Below are 16,342 nucleotides of genomic sequence, written 5' to 3' on the forward strand. Positions count from 1 at the left end.
GTGTACCCGGCCATCACGCTGGTAGCAGCCGGCTGGTCAGTGGGTGTCCTCCGAGTGCGTTGTGGCGGCGTTCAGCGTCGTAGTGCTCGAGCCAGGGTGCAAGTGCGGCTGCTCGTTCGTCGTGAGGAATAGTCAAGACCTGTGGATCGGCGTGTCGTACGACTTGCCCTTCTGACGTCTTGCCGGATCACTCGACGAGCTGGCCGCCGTGACGTTGGCAGCAACGTGAACGCCGATCAGTCGCGCGCGCCAGCGGCGGCGGCGTCGTGCAGGACGAAGGTGGCGAACCCCAGCTCGCGTCGCGCGCCGCTCAGCCAGGCCTCGAGATGCTCACGTGCAACGGCAAGCGCCTGGTCGCGATCCTCCGTCGTCGAGGCCTCCCGCACGGCCCAGTCGACGAGCGACCCACTCCAACTGAACTGGTAGTCGTCCCACTCGGCCAACGTGCTTACGTGCCCGTACGACGGCTCGAACCCGTGCTCACGGATGGCTCGCACGAAGCCGGCGAGGTCGGGATAGGCGTCGGCAGAAACCTCAAGCGCCGCCAGCGCAGAGGCCGACGGGGGGCTCTCCCAGATGCTGTCGCCGATCAGCGCTTGGCCGCCGGGGCGCAGATGCCGCCGGACAGCGACCAGCATGTCCTTTAGCCCGCCGAAGGCGTGGCTCGCACCGACGCACAGCACCACGTCGAACGCCCCGTCGTCCCAGGTGGCGGCATCCGTTTCGACCCAGCGCACCCGGTCGCTCAGCCTCCGCTCGCCGGCACGCCTGACGGCAGAGGCCGGGAGCATGTGGTCTATCCCTACGCCAGTGATCCCGGGGTAGGTGAGCAGCAGCTCTTGCAGCCACTCGCCCTCTCCGCACCCGAGGTCGACGGCGCGGGCGCCGTCGCTTGGGCGCAGCCAGCCGACCAGTTCGCGTAGCCGCTGGGGCGCCACCGGGGCCGCGATCGGATGGCGCAGGTGGGCAATGTCGAAGATCTCGGAGCGCTCCACTTCAGCAACGCTACAAGCAGACTCAACCGAGGCCGAGGCATTCCAGAGTGAGGTGCGTTGACCGCTCGCCACCGGTGCTGGGCGGACTCGATCAGCGTGAACGCCATAGCCACAACTAGGGCGTGTCGCCGCGGCGCGCGGCGCGGTAGTGCGTGGGCGCGTATCCCGTGACCTGCTTGAATCTCCGGGAGAAGTGGTACGGGTCGGAGTACCCGACGGAGCGGGCGTTCTCGGCGATGTTCAACGTGCTGACCTCGAGCAGCGCCGCCGCCCTGGTCAGGCGTTGCCGGGTGACGTACTGCATCGGCGACATGCCGATGTGGTCATGGAAGAGCCGGGTCAGGTGCGACGACGAGAATCTTCCCTCCGCGGGCTCAACTCGACCTATGCACCTGACCTGCGCTTTCTTGATGGGCATCCGTGCCCGGCTACGCCGAGTACTTGACGCGGTCTTCCCTCGATGTCGACGAAGTCGCGCAAACTGTCACCGAAATGAGCGCGCGGTCGACCAGTTCAGTCGGGGATGCCGAGCGAGTCCAGGGCCTGTGGCAGGTCACGGTCGCGGCCGAAACCTCGCGCCGTGATCAACTCGACGGCCTTGCGAGCTACGTCTCTGTCCTCCGTGGATGCGACCTCGGCGAGATTTCGCAGGTCGGCCGCGTCACGCGGTCGCCGCTCGTCGTCTCGCGCCAACAACTTCAGTGCGATGAGATGCCCGGCCGTTGCGACCGGAAGGGTCAAGCCCGGGATGATCTCGATTCGCTCGGCTGCCTGGGCGATCTCTCGTTCGATTCCCGAGCTGGCGAACAACAGATCGACGACCACATTGACGTCGCCGGCTAGCGGTGATGCAAGTCGGACCGTGGCGAGTCGTCCGGTCACGTCGTGGTCGATCGTTGCCAACAGTCGGTAGCCGTCGGCCAGGAGCGACCTGACGAGATCTTCGGCGGCGGTATCGTCGTCGACCGCGACGGCGTGTCGACGTCACGGGTGAATCGCGGCTCGGTCCGAGCCGATACGGCGAAGCCACCGATCAGCGCCCAACCCGCGCCGAGGCGGGTGAGGTCCTTCGCGGCGCGCCTCAGCGCTGCCTCGAGTTGGTTCATCCGAATCGTCGGGAGAGCCGGCCCGCTGCGTCACCCATCGGGGCACCTGGGCGGTCGATACGCCATGCGTTGACCAGCGCCTCGATCTCGGCTTTCGTTGCGTCGGGATGTTCGCGACGCAGCTTGGCTCGGTACATGAGCTCACCGAACTCGTACATGTCGAGCACGCCACGTACTCGCCGTGCCGCGGCCGAATCGCTCATGCCGCAAGCCTAGCCAACTCAGCCCGTGCGCGACGGAACGCGAGGCCGGATCGACAACTAGGAATGTCGGGCGATGTGAACGCTGGGCAAGGGTCGCGACGACGGCGAGATGCCGGGCGGGCAGCCAGGACAGGTCAGGAGACACGACGAGAGCCTAGAGCGGTCGGCGACGCTGCGCACAACCGGTTTAGGCAGAGTCCCGACGGCGTGGTCCACCCCAGTCTCCGCAACGCTCGGTTCGTCTTGTGCGTAGATCCGCATCCTGCGAGGTCCTGAGCGTCGCGTTTCATTGTTGCACTGGGGCCGCCGGCGTCGCCGAGCTGATCGGCCACACCGTTGTCCAGCCACGCAGCGGGTCGCGCTGCGGCTGTGGCGGCACCGGGTGCCTGGAAACGGTCGCCGTCTTCGCCGAACTGGCCGGATTCGCCGACACCGCCGCTGCGATCCGGGGCGGCCGCGCCGGCCACCGCAGGCTCGCGCGGCGCCGCTGCAGACCGCCGACTGACTCGCCATCGCCCTGGCCAACAGGCTAAACCTCCTCGGCCCGGAACTCGCCGCCAAGGGTGGCCGGGTTTCGCGCGGTCAGGGACGCCCTGTTCGACCCTGCTCCGAGAGGCGCCGCGACGGCGCGCGCCCCGATCCCGCGGGCAGCTACCGGGTCACCGGCGCGGCGTTCGGGCCCTGGGCCGGCGCTGTGGGCGCGGCGCTATCGGCCGCACCGGCCGAGCCGGCCTCATAAGGCTGGGCCGGCACGTACAGGCCGGTGTCGATGACCCACCGCGAGGCTACGTACGCCGTCTCGGTCCGCTCGACCGGCCGGCCCTCGACGTCGTAAACCAGGCGCGACTCGACCAGCAACGCGGCCGGCATCTCCAGCTCGAGCGCCTGGGCGTCGTCCTCGGAGGCCAGCCGCGCGGACACGTACCCCGACGCCTTGCCCCACTGGCGGCCGAGCTTCCTCAGCGCGGCGTCCAGGGATCCCGTCGCCAGGTCGTGGTCGAGGACCGCCTTGAACTCCTCGGGCAGCGTCGCCCGTTCGCGGGCGACGGGGATGCCGTCGGCCAGGCGGATGCGGTCGATGCGGACCACCCAGGTGTCCGGGCGACGGCCCAGCTGGACTGCCTCGGCGGGCGAGGTGATCAGTCCCGCGGAGACGATGCGCGATGACGCCGTCATGCCGCGCCGCTGCATGTCCTGGGTGAAGGAGAGCAGGACGGAGTCGGCCCGGTGCAGGGGCTTCGGCGCGACGAATGTGCCGGCCCCGCGCCGGCGCTCGATGAGGCCCTCGGCGGCCAGATTCTGCAGCGCCTGCCTCGCCGTCATGCGGCTCACGTCGAAGCGCTCGGCGAGCTCGGACTCCGCCGGCAGCAGGGAGCCGGCGGGCAGCGTGGCGCACCGCTCGCGCAGCCACCTCTCGATGACCCTGTAGCGCGCTGGACCGGGTGCCTTCGTCACGGGCTCATCGTCGCATAGAGCGATTAATACGAATCAGATGTCTATACATTTGGGCGGCCATCGTGCAATGCTGAGGCACACCACGGAGGATATGGAGGACGGATGCAGAGCTACGCAGGCGCCTGGACCAGGGCTGCCCTGGCGTCGACCGACCGGCTGCTGGAGAGCCAGGGCGACGCTCTGGAGACGGCGGCGGACTGGTCGGCCGACACCATCGCCGCGGACGGCCTGGTGCACGTGTTCGGTTCCGGCCACTCCCGTATACCGGTCGAGGAGATGTTCCCCCGCTACGGCTCCTACCCGGGCTTTCACCCGATCGTCGAGCTCTCCACCACCTTCCACACCCAGGTGGCGGGTGCCAACGGGATGCGCCAGGCGATGTTCATCGAGCGGGTGCCGGGGCTGGCTGAGATGGTGCTGCGCAACTACACGTTCGCCGGCCACGACCTCTACATGGGCTTCTCCGTCGGCGGGTCCAGCGCACTGCCGGTCGAGATGATGGCCGGAGCGCGGGCTCGCGGGATCAAGACGATCGCCGTCACGAACCTGGCCATGGGCGGCACCATGGCGGCGCATGCCGACCTCGTCGTCGACCTGCAGGCTCCGCCCGGCGATGCGGCGGTCGACATCGACGGGCTCGACACGCCGGTCGGGCCGGTGTCGACCCTGCTGTACACGGTCGTGGTCAATGAGATCAAGGTCCGCACCGCGGCCCGGTTGGTGGCCCGGGGCTGCCAGCCACCGGTCATCACGTCGGCGGTTCGGATGGGCGCGGAGCGTTCGCGCGAGCTCTTCGAGGCCGCGTTCCACGAGCACGCCCGGCGGGCCAGCAGGGCACTCGACCAGGGCACCTCGGCCGCTCCGGTCGCCTGACCCGTCCCCCATCGGCACATGTCACCTCACTGCGGAGGCGCTACATGCGAACGAACAGCACAGCCACACGCGTGGCGGTCATTCTCGCGGCCCTGGCGATCGGCGCCTGCTCGACGACGTCGGCCGGCGACGAGACGGGCTCGGGATCGGGCTCCGACGAGATCGTCGCCAGCGGCCAGTTCCCGATCGAGAACCTGGATCCCCATTCGCCCGTCGGCGGATCGCTGGGCATGGAACTGGTGGCCAAGCACATCTTCTCCCGGCTGGTCCAGATCGACGCGAACGGGCAGCTCACCGGCGACCTCGCCGAAGAGTGGTCGGCCGACGACACCGGCACGACGTGGACGTTCCAGCTGCGCGACAGCGTGAGGTTCTCCGACGGCTCGGAGCTGACGTCGTCCGACGTGGTCGCCTCCTTCGAGCGGCTGCTCGCGCTGGAGAGCCCGATCGCCGGCAACTTCCCCGACGTCACGGCGACGGCGCCGGACGCCACCACCGTGACGTTCACCGCCGCCGCCCCCGACGCGGCCCTGCCGGCCAAGCTCACCGCCGTCTACGTCGTGGCGGAGGAGACCCCGGCCACGCAGAGCGCCGGCGGGCAGCCGCCGGTCGGTTCCGGGCCGTTCGTCGTCGACGAGTTCGCCCCGGGCGCCGAGGTCGTTCTCAGCCGGAACGACGACTACTTCGGCGGTGCGCCGTCGCTCGCCAAGCTCACCTTCCGCACCATCCCGGAGATTGCCGCCCGGCTCACCGCTCTGCGGACCGGTGAGGTGGACGTGATCTGGGGCGTCCCGGACGACCAGATGGCATTGCTGCGCTCCGAGGAGAGCATCGAGATCGATGCGGTGGAGAGCGACGCCACCTTCACGATGTGGTTCAACTCGACGACGCCGGCCCTGGCCGACCCGGCCGTCCGGCGCGCCATCTGGCAGGCGGTCGACTTCGAGACCATCGTCGCCCAGCTCTACCCCGAGACCGGCACGCTCGCGGACGCCCCCATCGCTCCGCCGGTGCTCGGTCACGCCACCCAGGAGCCCATGGTCTACGACCCCGATGCGGCCCGCGCCGCGCTGGCGGCGGCCGGCTTCGACTTCGACACCGTGCTGCGCCTGCAGTTCCAGTCGCAGTTCCGGTCGTTCGTCGAGGCGGTCGTCTCCGACCTTGCGGAGATCGGCGTGCAGGTGGAGCCGCTCGAGAAGGAGCAGGCCGTCTTCATCGAGGACCTGCTCGCCCTGAACTGGGACATCAACATGCAGCAGATCGGCACCGCGGGTTTCGATGCCGCCACCAACCTCGGCCGCCTCTACCCTTGCGCCGCCGGCCGCAATGGCTACTGCAACCCGGAGCTGGACGCGCTGCTGGCGCAGGCCGGGCAGACCCCGGACCCGGCGGAGCGCGAGCAGGTCTACGCCCAGGCCTCGCAGATCATCTGGACCGACGCCGTGGGTATGTACCCGATGTTCGTCAAGATGTCCTACGCCTGGGGCGCGAGCGTCAGCGGCTTCACCCTGGATCGAGTCGGGCTCCCCGACTTCCGCGACGCCGGCGTCGAATAGCCGGACGTGACGAGAGGACGGACATGATCGCACCGGCGTCGCTCCAGTACCTGGAGTTGCAGCGCTCCCTGTCCGAGGGTTGGAACACCTGGGACACCCGCAGCCTGCTGCGCCACGTCAGGCTGCCCGACGGGCTCGGGCTGACGCTCGGCCTGCACGAGCTGTACCGCGGCACCAGCCTGCAGACCGTGCAGATCGGCCGGCGTGAAGAGGGCGCCGAGGAGGTCGCGCTCGGGCCCCACGCCATCCGCGGTGACTTCTCGGAGGTCACGGTCACCTGGGCCGACCTCACCATCCGCGTGGCCGCCGCCCGGACCGGCGACGATCTCGTCCTGCTGGTCACCCCGCTGGACCACCGGCACCGGCCCGGCATCCTCACCGTGGGCGCCGGCTACCTGTGGAACCGAGACGGCGTGGTCCGCCGCGACGACGGCGTCCTCGCCGCCACCTCCGGCGAGACGGTCACCCCGATCCACGTGACCGGTGAGCCGATCGACGACCCCTACGCCGACGTCGTCGGGCCCTACCTGGCCGTCGAGCTCGCCGAGCTCGTCGGGGTGAGCACCGGCACCCCGCGCACCGTCGAGGAGATCGACGAGATCGTCCGGCAGGCCCGCGCGGCCCACTGCCCGCCGCCGGAGTCCGTGGCCGACGAGCACCGCGAGATCGTCCGCGACTCGATCGCCTGGAACACCGTCTACGAGCCCGCCGGCGACCGCGTCGTCACGACGGTGAGCCGGCTGTGGAACGTCGGCAAGCGCGGCGGCTACGCGTTGTTCTGCTGGGACGCGTTCTTCAACGCCCTGCTCGCCGACGTGAGCTCCACCGAGCTGGCATACGCGAACGCCGTCGAGATGTGCCGCGAGGTCACGCCGGACGGCTTTGTGCCCAACGTCGCGCAGGGCACCGGGCGCAAGACCTTCGACGGCTCGCAGCCACCGGTCGGCTCGATGGTGTGCTGGGAGCTCTACCTCCGCCACCGCGACCGCTGGTTCCTCGAGGAGGTGTTCGAGGTCCTGCTGAGTTGGAACCGCTGGTGGTGGAAGGCCCGGCACAACGGGGTCATGCTCAGCCCGGGGTCCACGACCTTCACGCCGGAGTATCCGTCGCCGCAGGACATCCCGCGGATCGGGAAGCACTTCGGGGCGACCTGTGAGACCGGCGCCGACGACCACCCCGTCCTGCGCGACGCCGGATTCGACCCGGCCACCGGGCTGCTCGACATCGACGACGTCGGCCTCAACGCCGAGTACGTCATGGACTGCGAGGCGCTGGCGCAGATCGCCGAGACGCTCGGCCGCACAGCCGAGGCCGCGGAGGTCATCGAACGCGGCAGGGCCGTGGCCCGCCTCGTCGACGAGCGCCTCTGGGACGACGAAGGGCAGATCTACCGCAGCCACTTCACCGCCACTGGGAAGCCGACCGCCTGGCTGGCGCCCATGAGCTTCTTCCCGCTCCTGGCCGGGATCGGCTTGGACGGGCGGGCGAAGGCCATGGCGGACCGGTACCTGCAGGACCCGCGCCAGTTCGGCGGGCCGCGGGCGCTGCCGTCGTCACCCCGGTCCGAACCCGCGCCGGCCCCGGGCGAGCACAGCTACTGGATCGGGCGGGCCTGGCCGCCGATCAACTTCCTTGTCTTCCTCGGGCTGCGCCGCGCCGGCCTGGACGCCGAGGCGACCTGGCTGGCCGAGCGCTCAGGTGAGCTGATCCTCGACGACTGGCGCCGTAACCGGCACATCCACGAGAACTACTCCAGCGAACACGACCGGCCTTGCGACGCGGCCAACAGCGAGCCGTTCCACTCCTGGGGCGCGCTGCTGAGCCTCACCGCGCTTGCCGGCCTCGACGCGGCGGGCGGGTTCGCGCTGACGGACGGCGGAGACGGCCTCGCCCGCCACGGCTGAGACCGCGCTCTGGGCCGGGCGGCGACGCCGGCTGAACCGAACCGCGTCAGGGCTGCAGACCAGGTATCGGAGTGGCCGGCGGGCGGGTGTAGAGCAGTCCGCGGTGCAGGCGGGTCGGGCTGCCATACCAGAAGTCCAGCTCCCGTGGCACCAGCCGGCAGCCGGCCCAGCCGTCGGGGCGGGGAGCGGCTGGCTGGCCTCGGTGAGGGAGCGGGCGCGGTGGTGCAGGTCGGCTTCGGTGCCGTCATGCTCGAGACCATCCAAGGCCTCGACCTGCGCTGGCCAGTCGTGTCGCCCGCTGCTCGCGAGGCGAACGCTCGCGCCCGCCGCGTCCTCGACGACGAACGGCCGACGAGCGAGCCGGCTCCATCGGCGGACGCCCACGACTACAAGGTGCCGCTCGGCGGCTGAGCGCTTCGGGTGGTCGGCAGAGCCAAGGCGCGCTCGTAACGATCCGATGTGCTCGACCGTCGGTTGACACGACACGGCTGGGCCCGGAGCTGGCAGCACCGAGCACCTGCCCGCCTGCGGCGCCCGGGTTCGCTTAGCCCGATCTGATCAACTGGCGGGGACCGATCCGGCGCCCAGATGGGTCCAGAATCCGGTCGCACGGATTGTCTGGGGCCTGAGTCGTCGCTGGACTGATGGCAGCAGGTGGAGTCGGCCTCGGGCACTCCCCAGAAACTCACCACCTCACGGACCCAGGCAAGGCGAGAATGCCCGAGGCAGGCAAGATATTGGCGTACGGTGGATGACGCAGAGGACCCAGACTTCGAGCAAGAGTCCAGGTCAGCGGGTGTTCGACCGAGAACCGACGAGGAACTCGGTCGGCGGAGCCTCCCTCGCATTGTGAGAGGGGTACACCTCTGAGTGTCCGAGGGGGGACTTGAACCCCCACCCCCTTGACGGGGACTAGCACCTCAAGCTAGCGCGTCTGCCTATTCCGCCACCCGGACTCTGCGGCGCTTCATGGAGCGCCAGCGGCCGGGTAACCATACCAAACCCGCGGGGCCCTCTGTCCAACTCGGGGTGCGACCGCAGCCGTCTCGAGAACGAACGGCGCCGCCCGGATGGGGGCCGGGCGGCGCCGTGGTCGTGGGGGAGGGATCAGCAGTACGGCGGGGCCGCGCCGATGTTCGTCACGTAGCGGGCCGACACCCACTGGCCGCCGCCGTCGCCGGACAGCTGGTACCAGCGCCGGTTGCCGGAGACGTTCTGCGAGTCGACCTTGCAGACGATGGACATCCTCGCGCCGCTCGGGATCGAGCTGACCTTGGCGTTGGCCGTCGTCGGGCCGCTGCGCACGGCCAGGGCCGTCGACGACGACACGCGGCCGGTGTACTCCTTGCCGTCGCCACAGAAGCGCGGCGCGGTGCCGATGTTCGCGACGTAGCGGGCGCTCACCCAGCGGCCGGTCGCGAGCTTGTACCAGAGGCTGTTGCCGCTGACCGACGGGCCGTACACCTTGCACTGGATGGTGATGACAGCGCCTGCGGCGTAGGAGCCGACCTTGCTGGCGGCCGACGTGGGGGCGCTGCGGACGTTGATGCCCGCCGTGACGCGGCCCTTGTAGGTCGCGGCGGCGGCCGTGGCCGCGGAGTCGGCGGAGTCAGTGGGCTCGGCGGCCGAGGCGGTCGTGCCCGTCGCGAGCAGGCCGAGCGGAACGATGATGGCCGTGGCGAGCGCGGTCGCCGTTCGCCGGAGCCGTTGCCGGATGATCATGGTGGACCTCCTGACTGCCGTCCCGGACGGTGCGACCGGGTATCGGCTCTCACCGTTAATCACTCCTCAGCGTGCCGCGCGGTTGCATGCGGTGCCCGAGATTCCGGTGATCGAGGTGGTCCGTATCAGTGCAGGTCACGGACGTACCATCACTATGTGCGACAAGCCGGTCACGCTCGGCTACTATGGGAGTACACGGGGGCCGCTCCGCCTCTTGCCCCCCAACTGGCGGAGCGGCCTTCCTATGTCCCCGGCGCGAGCGCCTGATTCCCGATGACAGACGCAGCGCGGGACGCCCTCGACGCCCTGGCCGACGCCGTGAGTCTGTGGCGCATCACCCCGGCTGCGTCGAAGGACGTCATCGACGCGGCGACCGACGCTCTGGTCGCGGGGCTCGATTCGCCGAGCCTGGGGATCCTGGCCGGCGAACCGGCGACTGCGACGACGTACGAGCTCGAGGCGCTGGTCGACGACACGATGCGCGAACTCGGCCTGGCCCATGTCGTCGACGGCGACGCCGAGCGGGCGGCGCTGGCGGCGATGCTGCGCCGGTTGACGGCCGGCCGGATCGGCCCGCGCGAGCTGGCGGCGTGGGCGCACGCCCGCCTCGGTCACGGCGGCCATGCCGACGCCCAGCCGTTCGTGCACCTCGACGACGTCTACTACGTGTGGGCGGACGAGGGGCACGACCTCGGCCAGCTGGACCGGTGGACGTACGACGAGGCGGAGGCGTTCCTGGCCGGACGGCCGTCGCCCGGCCACGCGGACGGCTGGCTGGCCGGTCCGCTGATGGTGGACCCGCCGCCGCGACCTGTCCGGCGCACGCGCCTCGCCCGCCTCGTCCGACGACTGGCGCCGCCCCGCCCGCCCCGCCGCAGAAGTTGATCATGGAGAAGGGCGGCTCTCGAGGCGCTCGACGGCCGCCCTTCTCCATGATCAACTCGGCGGGTGGCGGGGCCGAACGCCTGCGATCACGGGGCCGGCCTTCTGGCCGGGCCGGACGGCGAAGGCGTGACCGTGGTGACCGGCGCCGCACAGGCGGTCACTGTGTGCTGCCAACGATCGCTGAGCCCGCAGCCGCCCAACGTCGGGAGCATCATCGTTACGGTCACGGACCCCGCATGGGTCGGCGCCCTTCGCCGATCCGGCCCGTGACTGTATGACGCGTGGCGATGCCGTCCGGTTCACACGATCGCTTGACAATTCCGGCCGAGATTCGTACTTTCCTGTGTAGTTAATTAACTGGAGGAGAAAATGACGGTCGACACCGATGCGCTCACCGCGACGTTCGCCGCGCTGGCCGACCCGACCCGCCGCGCCATCCTGGCCCGGCTGACCCGGGGCGAGGCGACCGTCGGGCAGCTCGCGGAGCCGTTCGACGTGTCGCTGCCGGCCATCTCGAAGCACGTGAAGGTGCTGCAGAAGGCCGGGCTGATCGAGCAGACGCGACGCGCGCAGTGGCGGTCCTGCCGGCTGCGCCCGGAACCGTTGCGCGACCTCGTCACGTGGATGACGCAGTACCGCGACTTCCTGGGCGACAGCTTCGACCGGCTGGACGAGTACCTGACGGACCTGCAGAAGGGAGATCGGTCATGACCCGACGCGAACTGGGCGACGCCGCCACCACCGTCGTCGCCGAGGGATCGGAACTGCTCATCGAGCGCGTGTTCGCCGCGCCGCGTGAGCTGGTGTGGGCCGCCATGACGGTGCCGAAGCACCTGGCGCACTGGATCGGCCCGCACGGCACCACTACCGAGGTGGTCGAGCTCGACCTGCGCCCCGGCGGCCGGTGGAGGTGGATCAACCGGACCGACGACGGCGAGGTCGCCTTCCACGGGGAGTACCTCGAGGTCGACCTGCCGAAGCGGCTGGTGCGCACGACGGCGCCGGACATGGAGCCGGCCGGCGGCCCGCCCGCCGTCGAGACCATCACGTTCGAGGAGGTCGACGGCGGCACCCGGGTGCACTGGGTGACGACGTTCCCGTCGCCCGAGGTGCTGGACTTCGCCGTCGGCACCGGCATGACGCTGGGCATCCTCGAGCAGTTCGAGCGGCTGGCCGGGCTGTTGGCTCAGGACTGACGGCTCAGGACTGACGGCGCAGCGCGCGGGGGAGCGTGACGGCGACGGCGATGGTGGCCAGCGTGCCGCCCGCTCCGGCGATGATGAACGTCGTCGGCGCCGACGTCGCGTCCAGCAGCAGGCCGCCGGCCACGTAGGACAGGCCGGCGGCCAGCCCGATCGCCCCGTAGAGGTTGCCGAACACCCGCCCGAGCATCGCGTCGGGCACCAGCCGCGGCAGCAGCGTGTTGGTGGCGACGTCCATGGCGGCGATGCCGAGGCCGCGGATCGTCTGCAGCGTGAACGCCGCCGCGACCGCCCACGCCAGACCGGTGAGCAGGTTGCCGACGCTGCTGACGGCGAATCCGGCGACCAGCAGCCACAGCATCGAGGCCCGCGCCGACCAGCGGGCGAGCAGCGCGTACCCGGCGAACAGTCCGATGCCGACGCCGGCCAGCAGGATCCCGGCGGCGGAGTCGCCCGCGTCGAAGGTGTCCTTGGCCAGCACCACCAGTGCGACGTCGTCGATGCCGTTGAACGCGACGACGGCGCAGAAGCCCAGCGCGATGATCCGCAGCGCCGGTACCCGCCACAGCTGCCCGAGCCCCTCCCGGGCGTCGGCCAGCAGCGAGCCGCCGCGCCCCTCCTCGGGCGACGACGGCGGCAGCGTCGGCAGCCGGACCAGCAGCAGCGCCGACAGCAGGAACGTCGCCGCGTCGACGAGCAGCACGCCCCGGACGCCGACCAGCGGGAACAGCGCGGCCGCGACCAGCGGGCCGAGCGCCTCGCCGCCGTTCGTCGCCAGCCCGAGCGCCGAGTTCGCCGCCGCCTGGTCGCGCTGCGGCACGATCGTCGCCACGGCCGCTCGCGACGCCGGCAGGAACACGTGGCCGGCCACCGCCCGCACGCCGACCAGCACCAGCAGCAGCGGCAACGGCGGCAGCGACAGCGCGATCGCGGCCAGCAGGCCGGCTTGCACCAGCTCGCAGACGATCATCACCCGGCGCCGGTCCCACCGGTCGCTCACCGCACCGGCCAGCGGGCTGAGTAGCGCCGGCGCGAGGTCGCCGACCAGCAGGAGCAGCGCGATCGCGATCGCCTGGCCGGCGGTGTCCGCGACGTACAGCATCAGCGCGACCAGACTCAGCGAGTCGCCGAGGAAGGAGATGGTGCGCGCCGCGAACAGCGAGCGGAAGGCGGCGTCGCGTCTCAACAAGGTCCCACCGTCGGTCCGCACGACGACGAGGATGGGTCATCGGGTGGCGCGGGCACAAGGCGGTTATCGCGCGCGGCGGCCGAAGCCGACGACCGCGGTGACGACGCCGAGGACGGCCAGGATGGCGACGAAGGCGAAGCCGGCGCGGAACCCGTCGAGCCCCGACCCGGCGACGAGGACGGCGGACACGGCGGCCACGCCGGCGGCGCCACCCACCTCGCGCGCGGTCTCGATCAGGCCGGACGCCAGCCCCGCAGCGGACTGGTCCACGCCGGTCAGGGCGCCCATCTGCACCGCCGGCCCGCACAGCCCGAACCCGACCCCGGCGAGCAGGAACGCGGGCAGCACGTCCGTGACGTACGAGGCGTCGGCGGGCACCCGGGCCAGCCACAGGGCGCCGACGGCGAGCAGCAGCAGGCCGATGACCAGCGACACCCGCACGCCGGCCCGGGCGACCAGCCCCTCACCGGCCATCGCGACGGCGACGATGGTGACCGTCGTCGCCAGCCAGGCCAGCCCGGTCATCGCCGGCGAGTAGCCGAGGATCTGCTGCATGAGCAGCGAGCCGATGAAGATGAAGGCCATGAGCGCGCCGAACGCCAGGAACCCGGTGAGGTTGGCGGCGACGAGCGGCCGGTTGCGCAGCGTCGACAGCGGCAGCAGCGGGTCGGGGGAGCGGCGCTCGATCAGCACGAACGCCGCCAGCAGCGCGGCGGCCGCAGCGAACAGCGCCAGCGTCGACGCCGCCGTCCAGCCGTGGCCGGTGGCGTGGTGCGGCGCGTACACGAACAGCAGCAGCGCGCCGGTCACCGTCGTCGCGCCCGCGACGTCCAGCCGCCCGCTGCGCTCGGCGACCCGGTCGGCGACGAGGAACACCGTCGCCAGTGTGATGAGCAGCAGACCGGCCGGGACGTTGATCAGGAACGCCCAGCGCCAGCCCGGGCCGGCGGTCAGCAGGCCGCTCAGCACCACGCCAACGGCCCCGGCCGCGCCGTCCACGGCGGCGACCACCGCGAGCGCACGGTGCCGCTCACGTCCCTCAGGGAACGTGACGGCCAGCAGCGAGAGGGCGGCCGGCACGAGCAGCGCGGCCCCGAGCCCCTGCGCGGCGCGGGCCGCGATCAGCAGGCCGGGGTCGTGGGCGGCGCCGGCGGCCAGCGACGCGACTGTGAACAGGGCCAGCCCGGCGACGAGGATCCGCCGGCGGCCCAGCCGGTCGGCCAGCCGGCCGCCGAGCAGCAGGAATCCGCCGAGCAGCAGGCCATAGGCGACGACGACCCACTGCAGAGCGCCGTAGCCGCCGCCGATGTCGCGCTGGATCGACGGCAGCGCCACGTTCACGATGGCGGTGTCCAGGCCCACCATCGCCGTGGTGGCACAGGTGAGCGCGAGCACGAGCGCCGGCTTGCTCCGCCGCGCCGTCTCGCCGTCGGTGGAGGTGCTAGTCAGAGTCTCGGTGTGCGACATCGTCGGTCCTTCGTCAGGAGGGTTCGTCGCCCCACCGACGAAGACGCCGCCCGCGGATCGACATCCGCGCCGAAGAAATCCGAAGAAATTCGAAGAAGAGTGCGTCGCCGCAGGTCAGAGTGCGTCGAGCCGGCCGGTCAGATAGCGGCGGTCGGCGTCGGAGGCCGCCAGCCGCAGCGCCTCCTCGTACGCCGCGCGGGCCTCGGCGGTGCGGCCGTCGCGGCGCAGCAGGTCGGCGCGGGTCGCAGGCAGCAGGTGGTAGCCGTCCAGCCGGCCGGACGCCGCGAGCTCGTCCACCAGCGCGAGGCCGGCCGCGATGCCGTCGGCCATCGCGACCGCGACGGCCCGGTTCAGCTCCACCACCGGCGACGGCGCCAGCCGGCCCAGCTCCGCGTAGAGCGCGGCGATCTGCGGCCAGTCGGTGCCGGCAGCGTCGGGCGCGGTGGCGTGGCAGGCGGCGATCGCGGCCTGCACCTGGTACGGCCCGCCGCGGCGCAGCGTCAGGGCCTCATCCAGGACGGCGACGCCCTCGTCGATCAGCGCGCGGTCCCATCGGGACCGGTCCTGCCGCTCCAGCGGGACGAGGACGCCGTCGTCGACGCGGGTCGACCGGCGGGCTTCGTGCAGCAGCATGAGTGCGAGCAGGCCGCGCGGCTCCGGCTCGTCCGGCAGCAGCCGGCCCAGCACCCGGGCGAGGTGGATCGCCTCAGCGGTCAGCGCGCGGCTGGCGTCGTGCTCGCCGTAGCCCTCGTTGAAGATCAGGTAGAGCACCGCCAGCACCGACGCCAGCCGCTCGGGCAGCAGCTCGGCCGGCGGGACGCGGTACGGGATGCCGGCCTCGGCGATCTTGCGCTTGGCCCGGACGATCCGCTGCGCCATGGTCGGCTCGGCGGTGAGGAACGCCCGGGCGATCTCGGCCGTGCTCAGCCCGGCCAGCGTCCGCAACGTCAGCGCGACCCTGGCCTCGAACGGCAGCGCCGGGTGGCAGCAGGTGAAGATCAGCCGGAGCCGCTCGTCCGGGATCTCCTCGGCGGTCGACTCGTCCGGCTCCCGCGCCAGCACGGCCAGCTGGCGCAGCTTGGCCTTTCCGGCGGCGTCACGGCGCAGCCGGTCGGTCGCGCGGTGCCGGGCCGTCGTGGTGAGCCAGGCGCCCGGCCGGTCCGGGACGCCGTCGCGCCGCCACGCCGTCAGCGCCGTCGCGAACGCCTCCTGCGCGCTGTCCTCGGCCAGGTCCCAGTCGCGGGTCTGCCCGATGAGCGTCGCGACGACCTGGCCCCACTCGTCCCGGTAGGCCGCGTCGACCGCGGCCCGCACCATCTCATCGGGACTGACGTCAGACCACACGGTCGGCTGCAACCTCCTTGACGTCCGCCGTCATTCCCAGACCGGGCGGATCTCGACGCCGCCCCACCGCGCGTACGGGTGACCGGCGGCGATCGCGATCGCCTCGTCCAGGTCGGCGCACTCGATGAGCACTACGCCGCCGACGAAGTCCTTGGTCTCGGCGAACGGCCCGTCCGAGACCAGCGTCTCGCCGTCGCGGAACCGCACCGTCGTGGCCGACGCGACCGGCCGCAGCCGCACCCCGAACCGCTCGGCGCCGCGGCGCCGCAGGTCGGCCTCCCACGCCTGGTGGACAGGGTCGGCGTCCATCTCCTCGTTGCTCGGCGACCTCGACTCGTCGTCACTGATCAGCAGCACGTATTTCATGGACCGAGTCTGGCACCGCTCGGGCGGCGTGTCGTCAGGCCTCGGTGAGCCGGATGACCGGGCATTGACGCTCAC

The 16,342-nt window shown here is 71.4% G+C and carries 17 protein-coding genes, 1 tRNA gene and 3 pseudogenes; 8 read left to right on the forward strand and 13 right to left on the reverse strand.

The features are described from left to right. Positions 1-13: 13 nt before the first annotated feature. From BLV05_RS38970 to BLV05_RS19375, 5 genes and pseudogenes are all read right to left on the reverse strand, one after another. Positions 14-124, reverse strand: a pseudogene (locus BLV05_RS38970) (IS481 family transposase); the annotation flags it as partial. Positions 125-236: 112 nt separating this feature from the next. Further along, positions 237-995, reverse strand: a complete 759-nt coding sequence (locus tag BLV05_RS19360; protein ID WP_046771752.1) for an SAM-dependent methyltransferase — start codon at positions 993-995, stop codon at positions 237-239. 115 nt (positions 996-1,110) lie between these two features. Then, positions 1,111-1,413, reverse strand: coding sequence for a helix-turn-helix transcriptional regulator (locus BLV05_RS19365; protein ID WP_046771753.1), 303 nt, complete (start codon positions 1,411-1,413; stop codon positions 1,111-1,113). 95 nt (positions 1,414-1,508) lie between these two features. Beyond that, positions 1,509-2,101: pseudogene (locus BLV05_RS19370) on the reverse strand (nucleotidyl transferase AbiEii/AbiGii toxin family protein). Beyond that, the gene (locus BLV05_RS19375) at positions 2,098-2,304 is read right to left on the reverse strand and encodes a hypothetical protein (protein ID WP_082155675.1); all 207 of its coding nucleotides are present in this window, start codon (positions 2,302-2,304) and stop codon (positions 2,098-2,100) included. Before BLV05_RS19375 ends, BLV05_RS19370 begins: the two are co-directional and overlap by 4 nt. A gap of 245 nt (positions 2,305-2,549) precedes the next feature. Here BLV05_RS19375 and BLV05_RS38675 point away from each other — a divergent pair, with 245 nt between their 5' ends. Beyond that, positions 2,550-2,837, forward strand: coding sequence for an ROK family protein (locus BLV05_RS38675; protein WP_152691006.1), 288 nt, complete (start codon positions 2,550-2,552; stop codon positions 2,835-2,837). Between the two features lie 118 nt (positions 2,838-2,955). Here BLV05_RS38675 and BLV05_RS19380 read toward each other — a convergent pair whose 3' ends face one another. Further along, a complete protein-coding gene (locus tag BLV05_RS19380; RefSeq protein WP_052762977.1) occupies positions 2,956-3,759 on the reverse strand; it encodes a GntR family transcriptional regulator in 804 nt (267 codons plus the stop codon). A gap of 102 nt (positions 3,760-3,861) precedes the next feature. Here BLV05_RS19380 and BLV05_RS19385 point away from each other — a divergent pair, with 102 nt between their 5' ends. From BLV05_RS19385 to BLV05_RS19395, 3 genes are all read left to right on the forward strand, one after another. Beyond that, positions 3,862-4,632: a sugar isomerase domain-containing protein gene (locus tag BLV05_RS19385; protein WP_046771755.1), complete on the forward strand. Its 771-nt coding sequence runs from the start codon at positions 3,862-3,864 to the stop codon at positions 4,630-4,632. Between the two features lie 71 nt (positions 4,633-4,703). Then, positions 4,704-6,188: an ABC transporter substrate-binding protein gene (locus BLV05_RS19390; protein WP_052762978.1), complete on the forward strand. Its 1,485-nt coding sequence runs from the start codon at positions 4,704-4,706 to the stop codon at positions 6,186-6,188. 23 nt (positions 6,189-6,211) lie between these two features. Next, entirely contained in the window at positions 6,212-8,092 is a 1,881-nt protein-coding gene (locus BLV05_RS19395; RefSeq protein ID WP_046771756.1) for an MGH1-like glycoside hydrolase domain-containing protein, read from the forward strand. Between the two features lie 46 nt (positions 8,093-8,138). On the opposite strand, the pseudogene BLV05_RS38680 reads toward BLV05_RS19395, so the two are convergent. Then, positions 8,139-8,249 (reverse strand): annotated as a pseudogene (locus BLV05_RS38680) (pyridoxine 5'-phosphate oxidase C-terminal domain-containing protein); the annotation flags it as partial. Positions 8,250-8,311: 62 nt separating this feature from the next. Between BLV05_RS38680 and BLV05_RS19405 the strand changes: the two are divergent. Continuing rightward, positions 8,312-8,503, forward strand: a complete 192-nt coding sequence (locus BLV05_RS19405; RefSeq protein ID WP_046771757.1) for a hypothetical protein — start codon at positions 8,312-8,314, stop codon at positions 8,501-8,503. A 460-nt stretch (positions 8,504-8,963) separates the two neighbouring features. Here BLV05_RS19405 and BLV05_RS19410 read toward each other — a convergent pair. Together BLV05_RS19410 and BLV05_RS19415 are read right to left on the reverse strand one after the other, a co-directional pair. After that, positions 8,964-9,048: transfer RNA gene (locus BLV05_RS19410), tRNA-Leu, on the reverse strand. A gap of 151 nt (positions 9,049-9,199) precedes the next feature. Further along, positions 9,200-9,814, reverse strand: coding sequence for an SH3 domain-containing protein (locus BLV05_RS19415; protein ID WP_052762979.1), 615 nt, complete (start codon positions 9,812-9,814; stop codon positions 9,200-9,202). Between the two features lie 273 nt (positions 9,815-10,087). Between BLV05_RS19415 and BLV05_RS19420 the strand changes: the two genes are divergently transcribed. From BLV05_RS19420 to BLV05_RS19430, 3 genes are all read left to right on the forward strand, one after another. Continuing rightward, entirely contained in the window at positions 10,088-10,699 is a 612-nt protein-coding gene (locus tag BLV05_RS19420; protein WP_052762980.1) for a hypothetical protein, read from the forward strand. Positions 10,700-11,068: 369 nt separating this feature from the next. Beyond that, complete coding sequence (locus tag BLV05_RS19425; RefSeq protein ID WP_046771758.1) at positions 11,069-11,410, forward strand: ArsR/SmtB family transcription factor; 342 nt, start codon at positions 11,069-11,071, stop codon at positions 11,408-11,410. Continuing rightward, on the forward strand, positions 11,407-11,895 hold the full coding sequence (locus tag BLV05_RS19430) for an SRPBCC domain-containing protein (protein ID WP_046771759.1): 489 nt from the start codon (positions 11,407-11,409) through the stop codon (positions 11,893-11,895). The genes BLV05_RS19425 and BLV05_RS19430 overlap by 4 nt, the downstream gene beginning before the upstream one ends. 4 nt (positions 11,896-11,899) lie before the next feature. Here BLV05_RS19430 and BLV05_RS19435 read toward each other — a convergent pair whose 3' ends face one another. The 4 genes from BLV05_RS19435 to BLV05_RS19450 form a co-directional block, all read right to left on the reverse strand. Continuing rightward, on the reverse strand, positions 11,900-13,090 hold the full coding sequence (locus BLV05_RS19435) for an MFS transporter (RefSeq protein ID WP_197683213.1): 1,191 nt from the start codon (positions 13,088-13,090) through the stop codon (positions 11,900-11,902). A 63-nt stretch (positions 13,091-13,153) separates the two neighbouring features. Beyond that, on the reverse strand, positions 13,154-14,557 hold the full coding sequence (locus tag BLV05_RS19440; RefSeq protein WP_197683214.1) for an MFS transporter: 1,404 nt from the start codon (positions 14,555-14,557) through the stop codon (positions 13,154-13,156). 114 nt (positions 14,558-14,671) lie between these two features. Beyond that, positions 14,672-15,874, reverse strand: coding sequence for an RNA polymerase sigma factor (locus BLV05_RS19445; RefSeq protein ID WP_046771760.1), 1,203 nt, complete (start codon positions 15,872-15,874; stop codon positions 14,672-14,674). A 57-nt stretch (positions 15,875-15,931) separates the two neighbouring features. Then, positions 15,932-16,267: a YciI family protein gene (locus tag BLV05_RS19450; protein ID WP_046771761.1), complete on the reverse strand. Its 336-nt coding sequence runs from the start codon at positions 16,265-16,267 to the stop codon at positions 15,932-15,934. Between the last annotated feature and the right edge of the window lie 75 nt (positions 16,268-16,342).

Origin of the sequence: Jiangella alkaliphila, assembly GCF_900105925.1 — a bacterium.
Lineage (GTDB): Bacteria > Actinomycetota > Actinomycetes > Jiangellales > Jiangellaceae > Jiangella > Jiangella alkaliphila.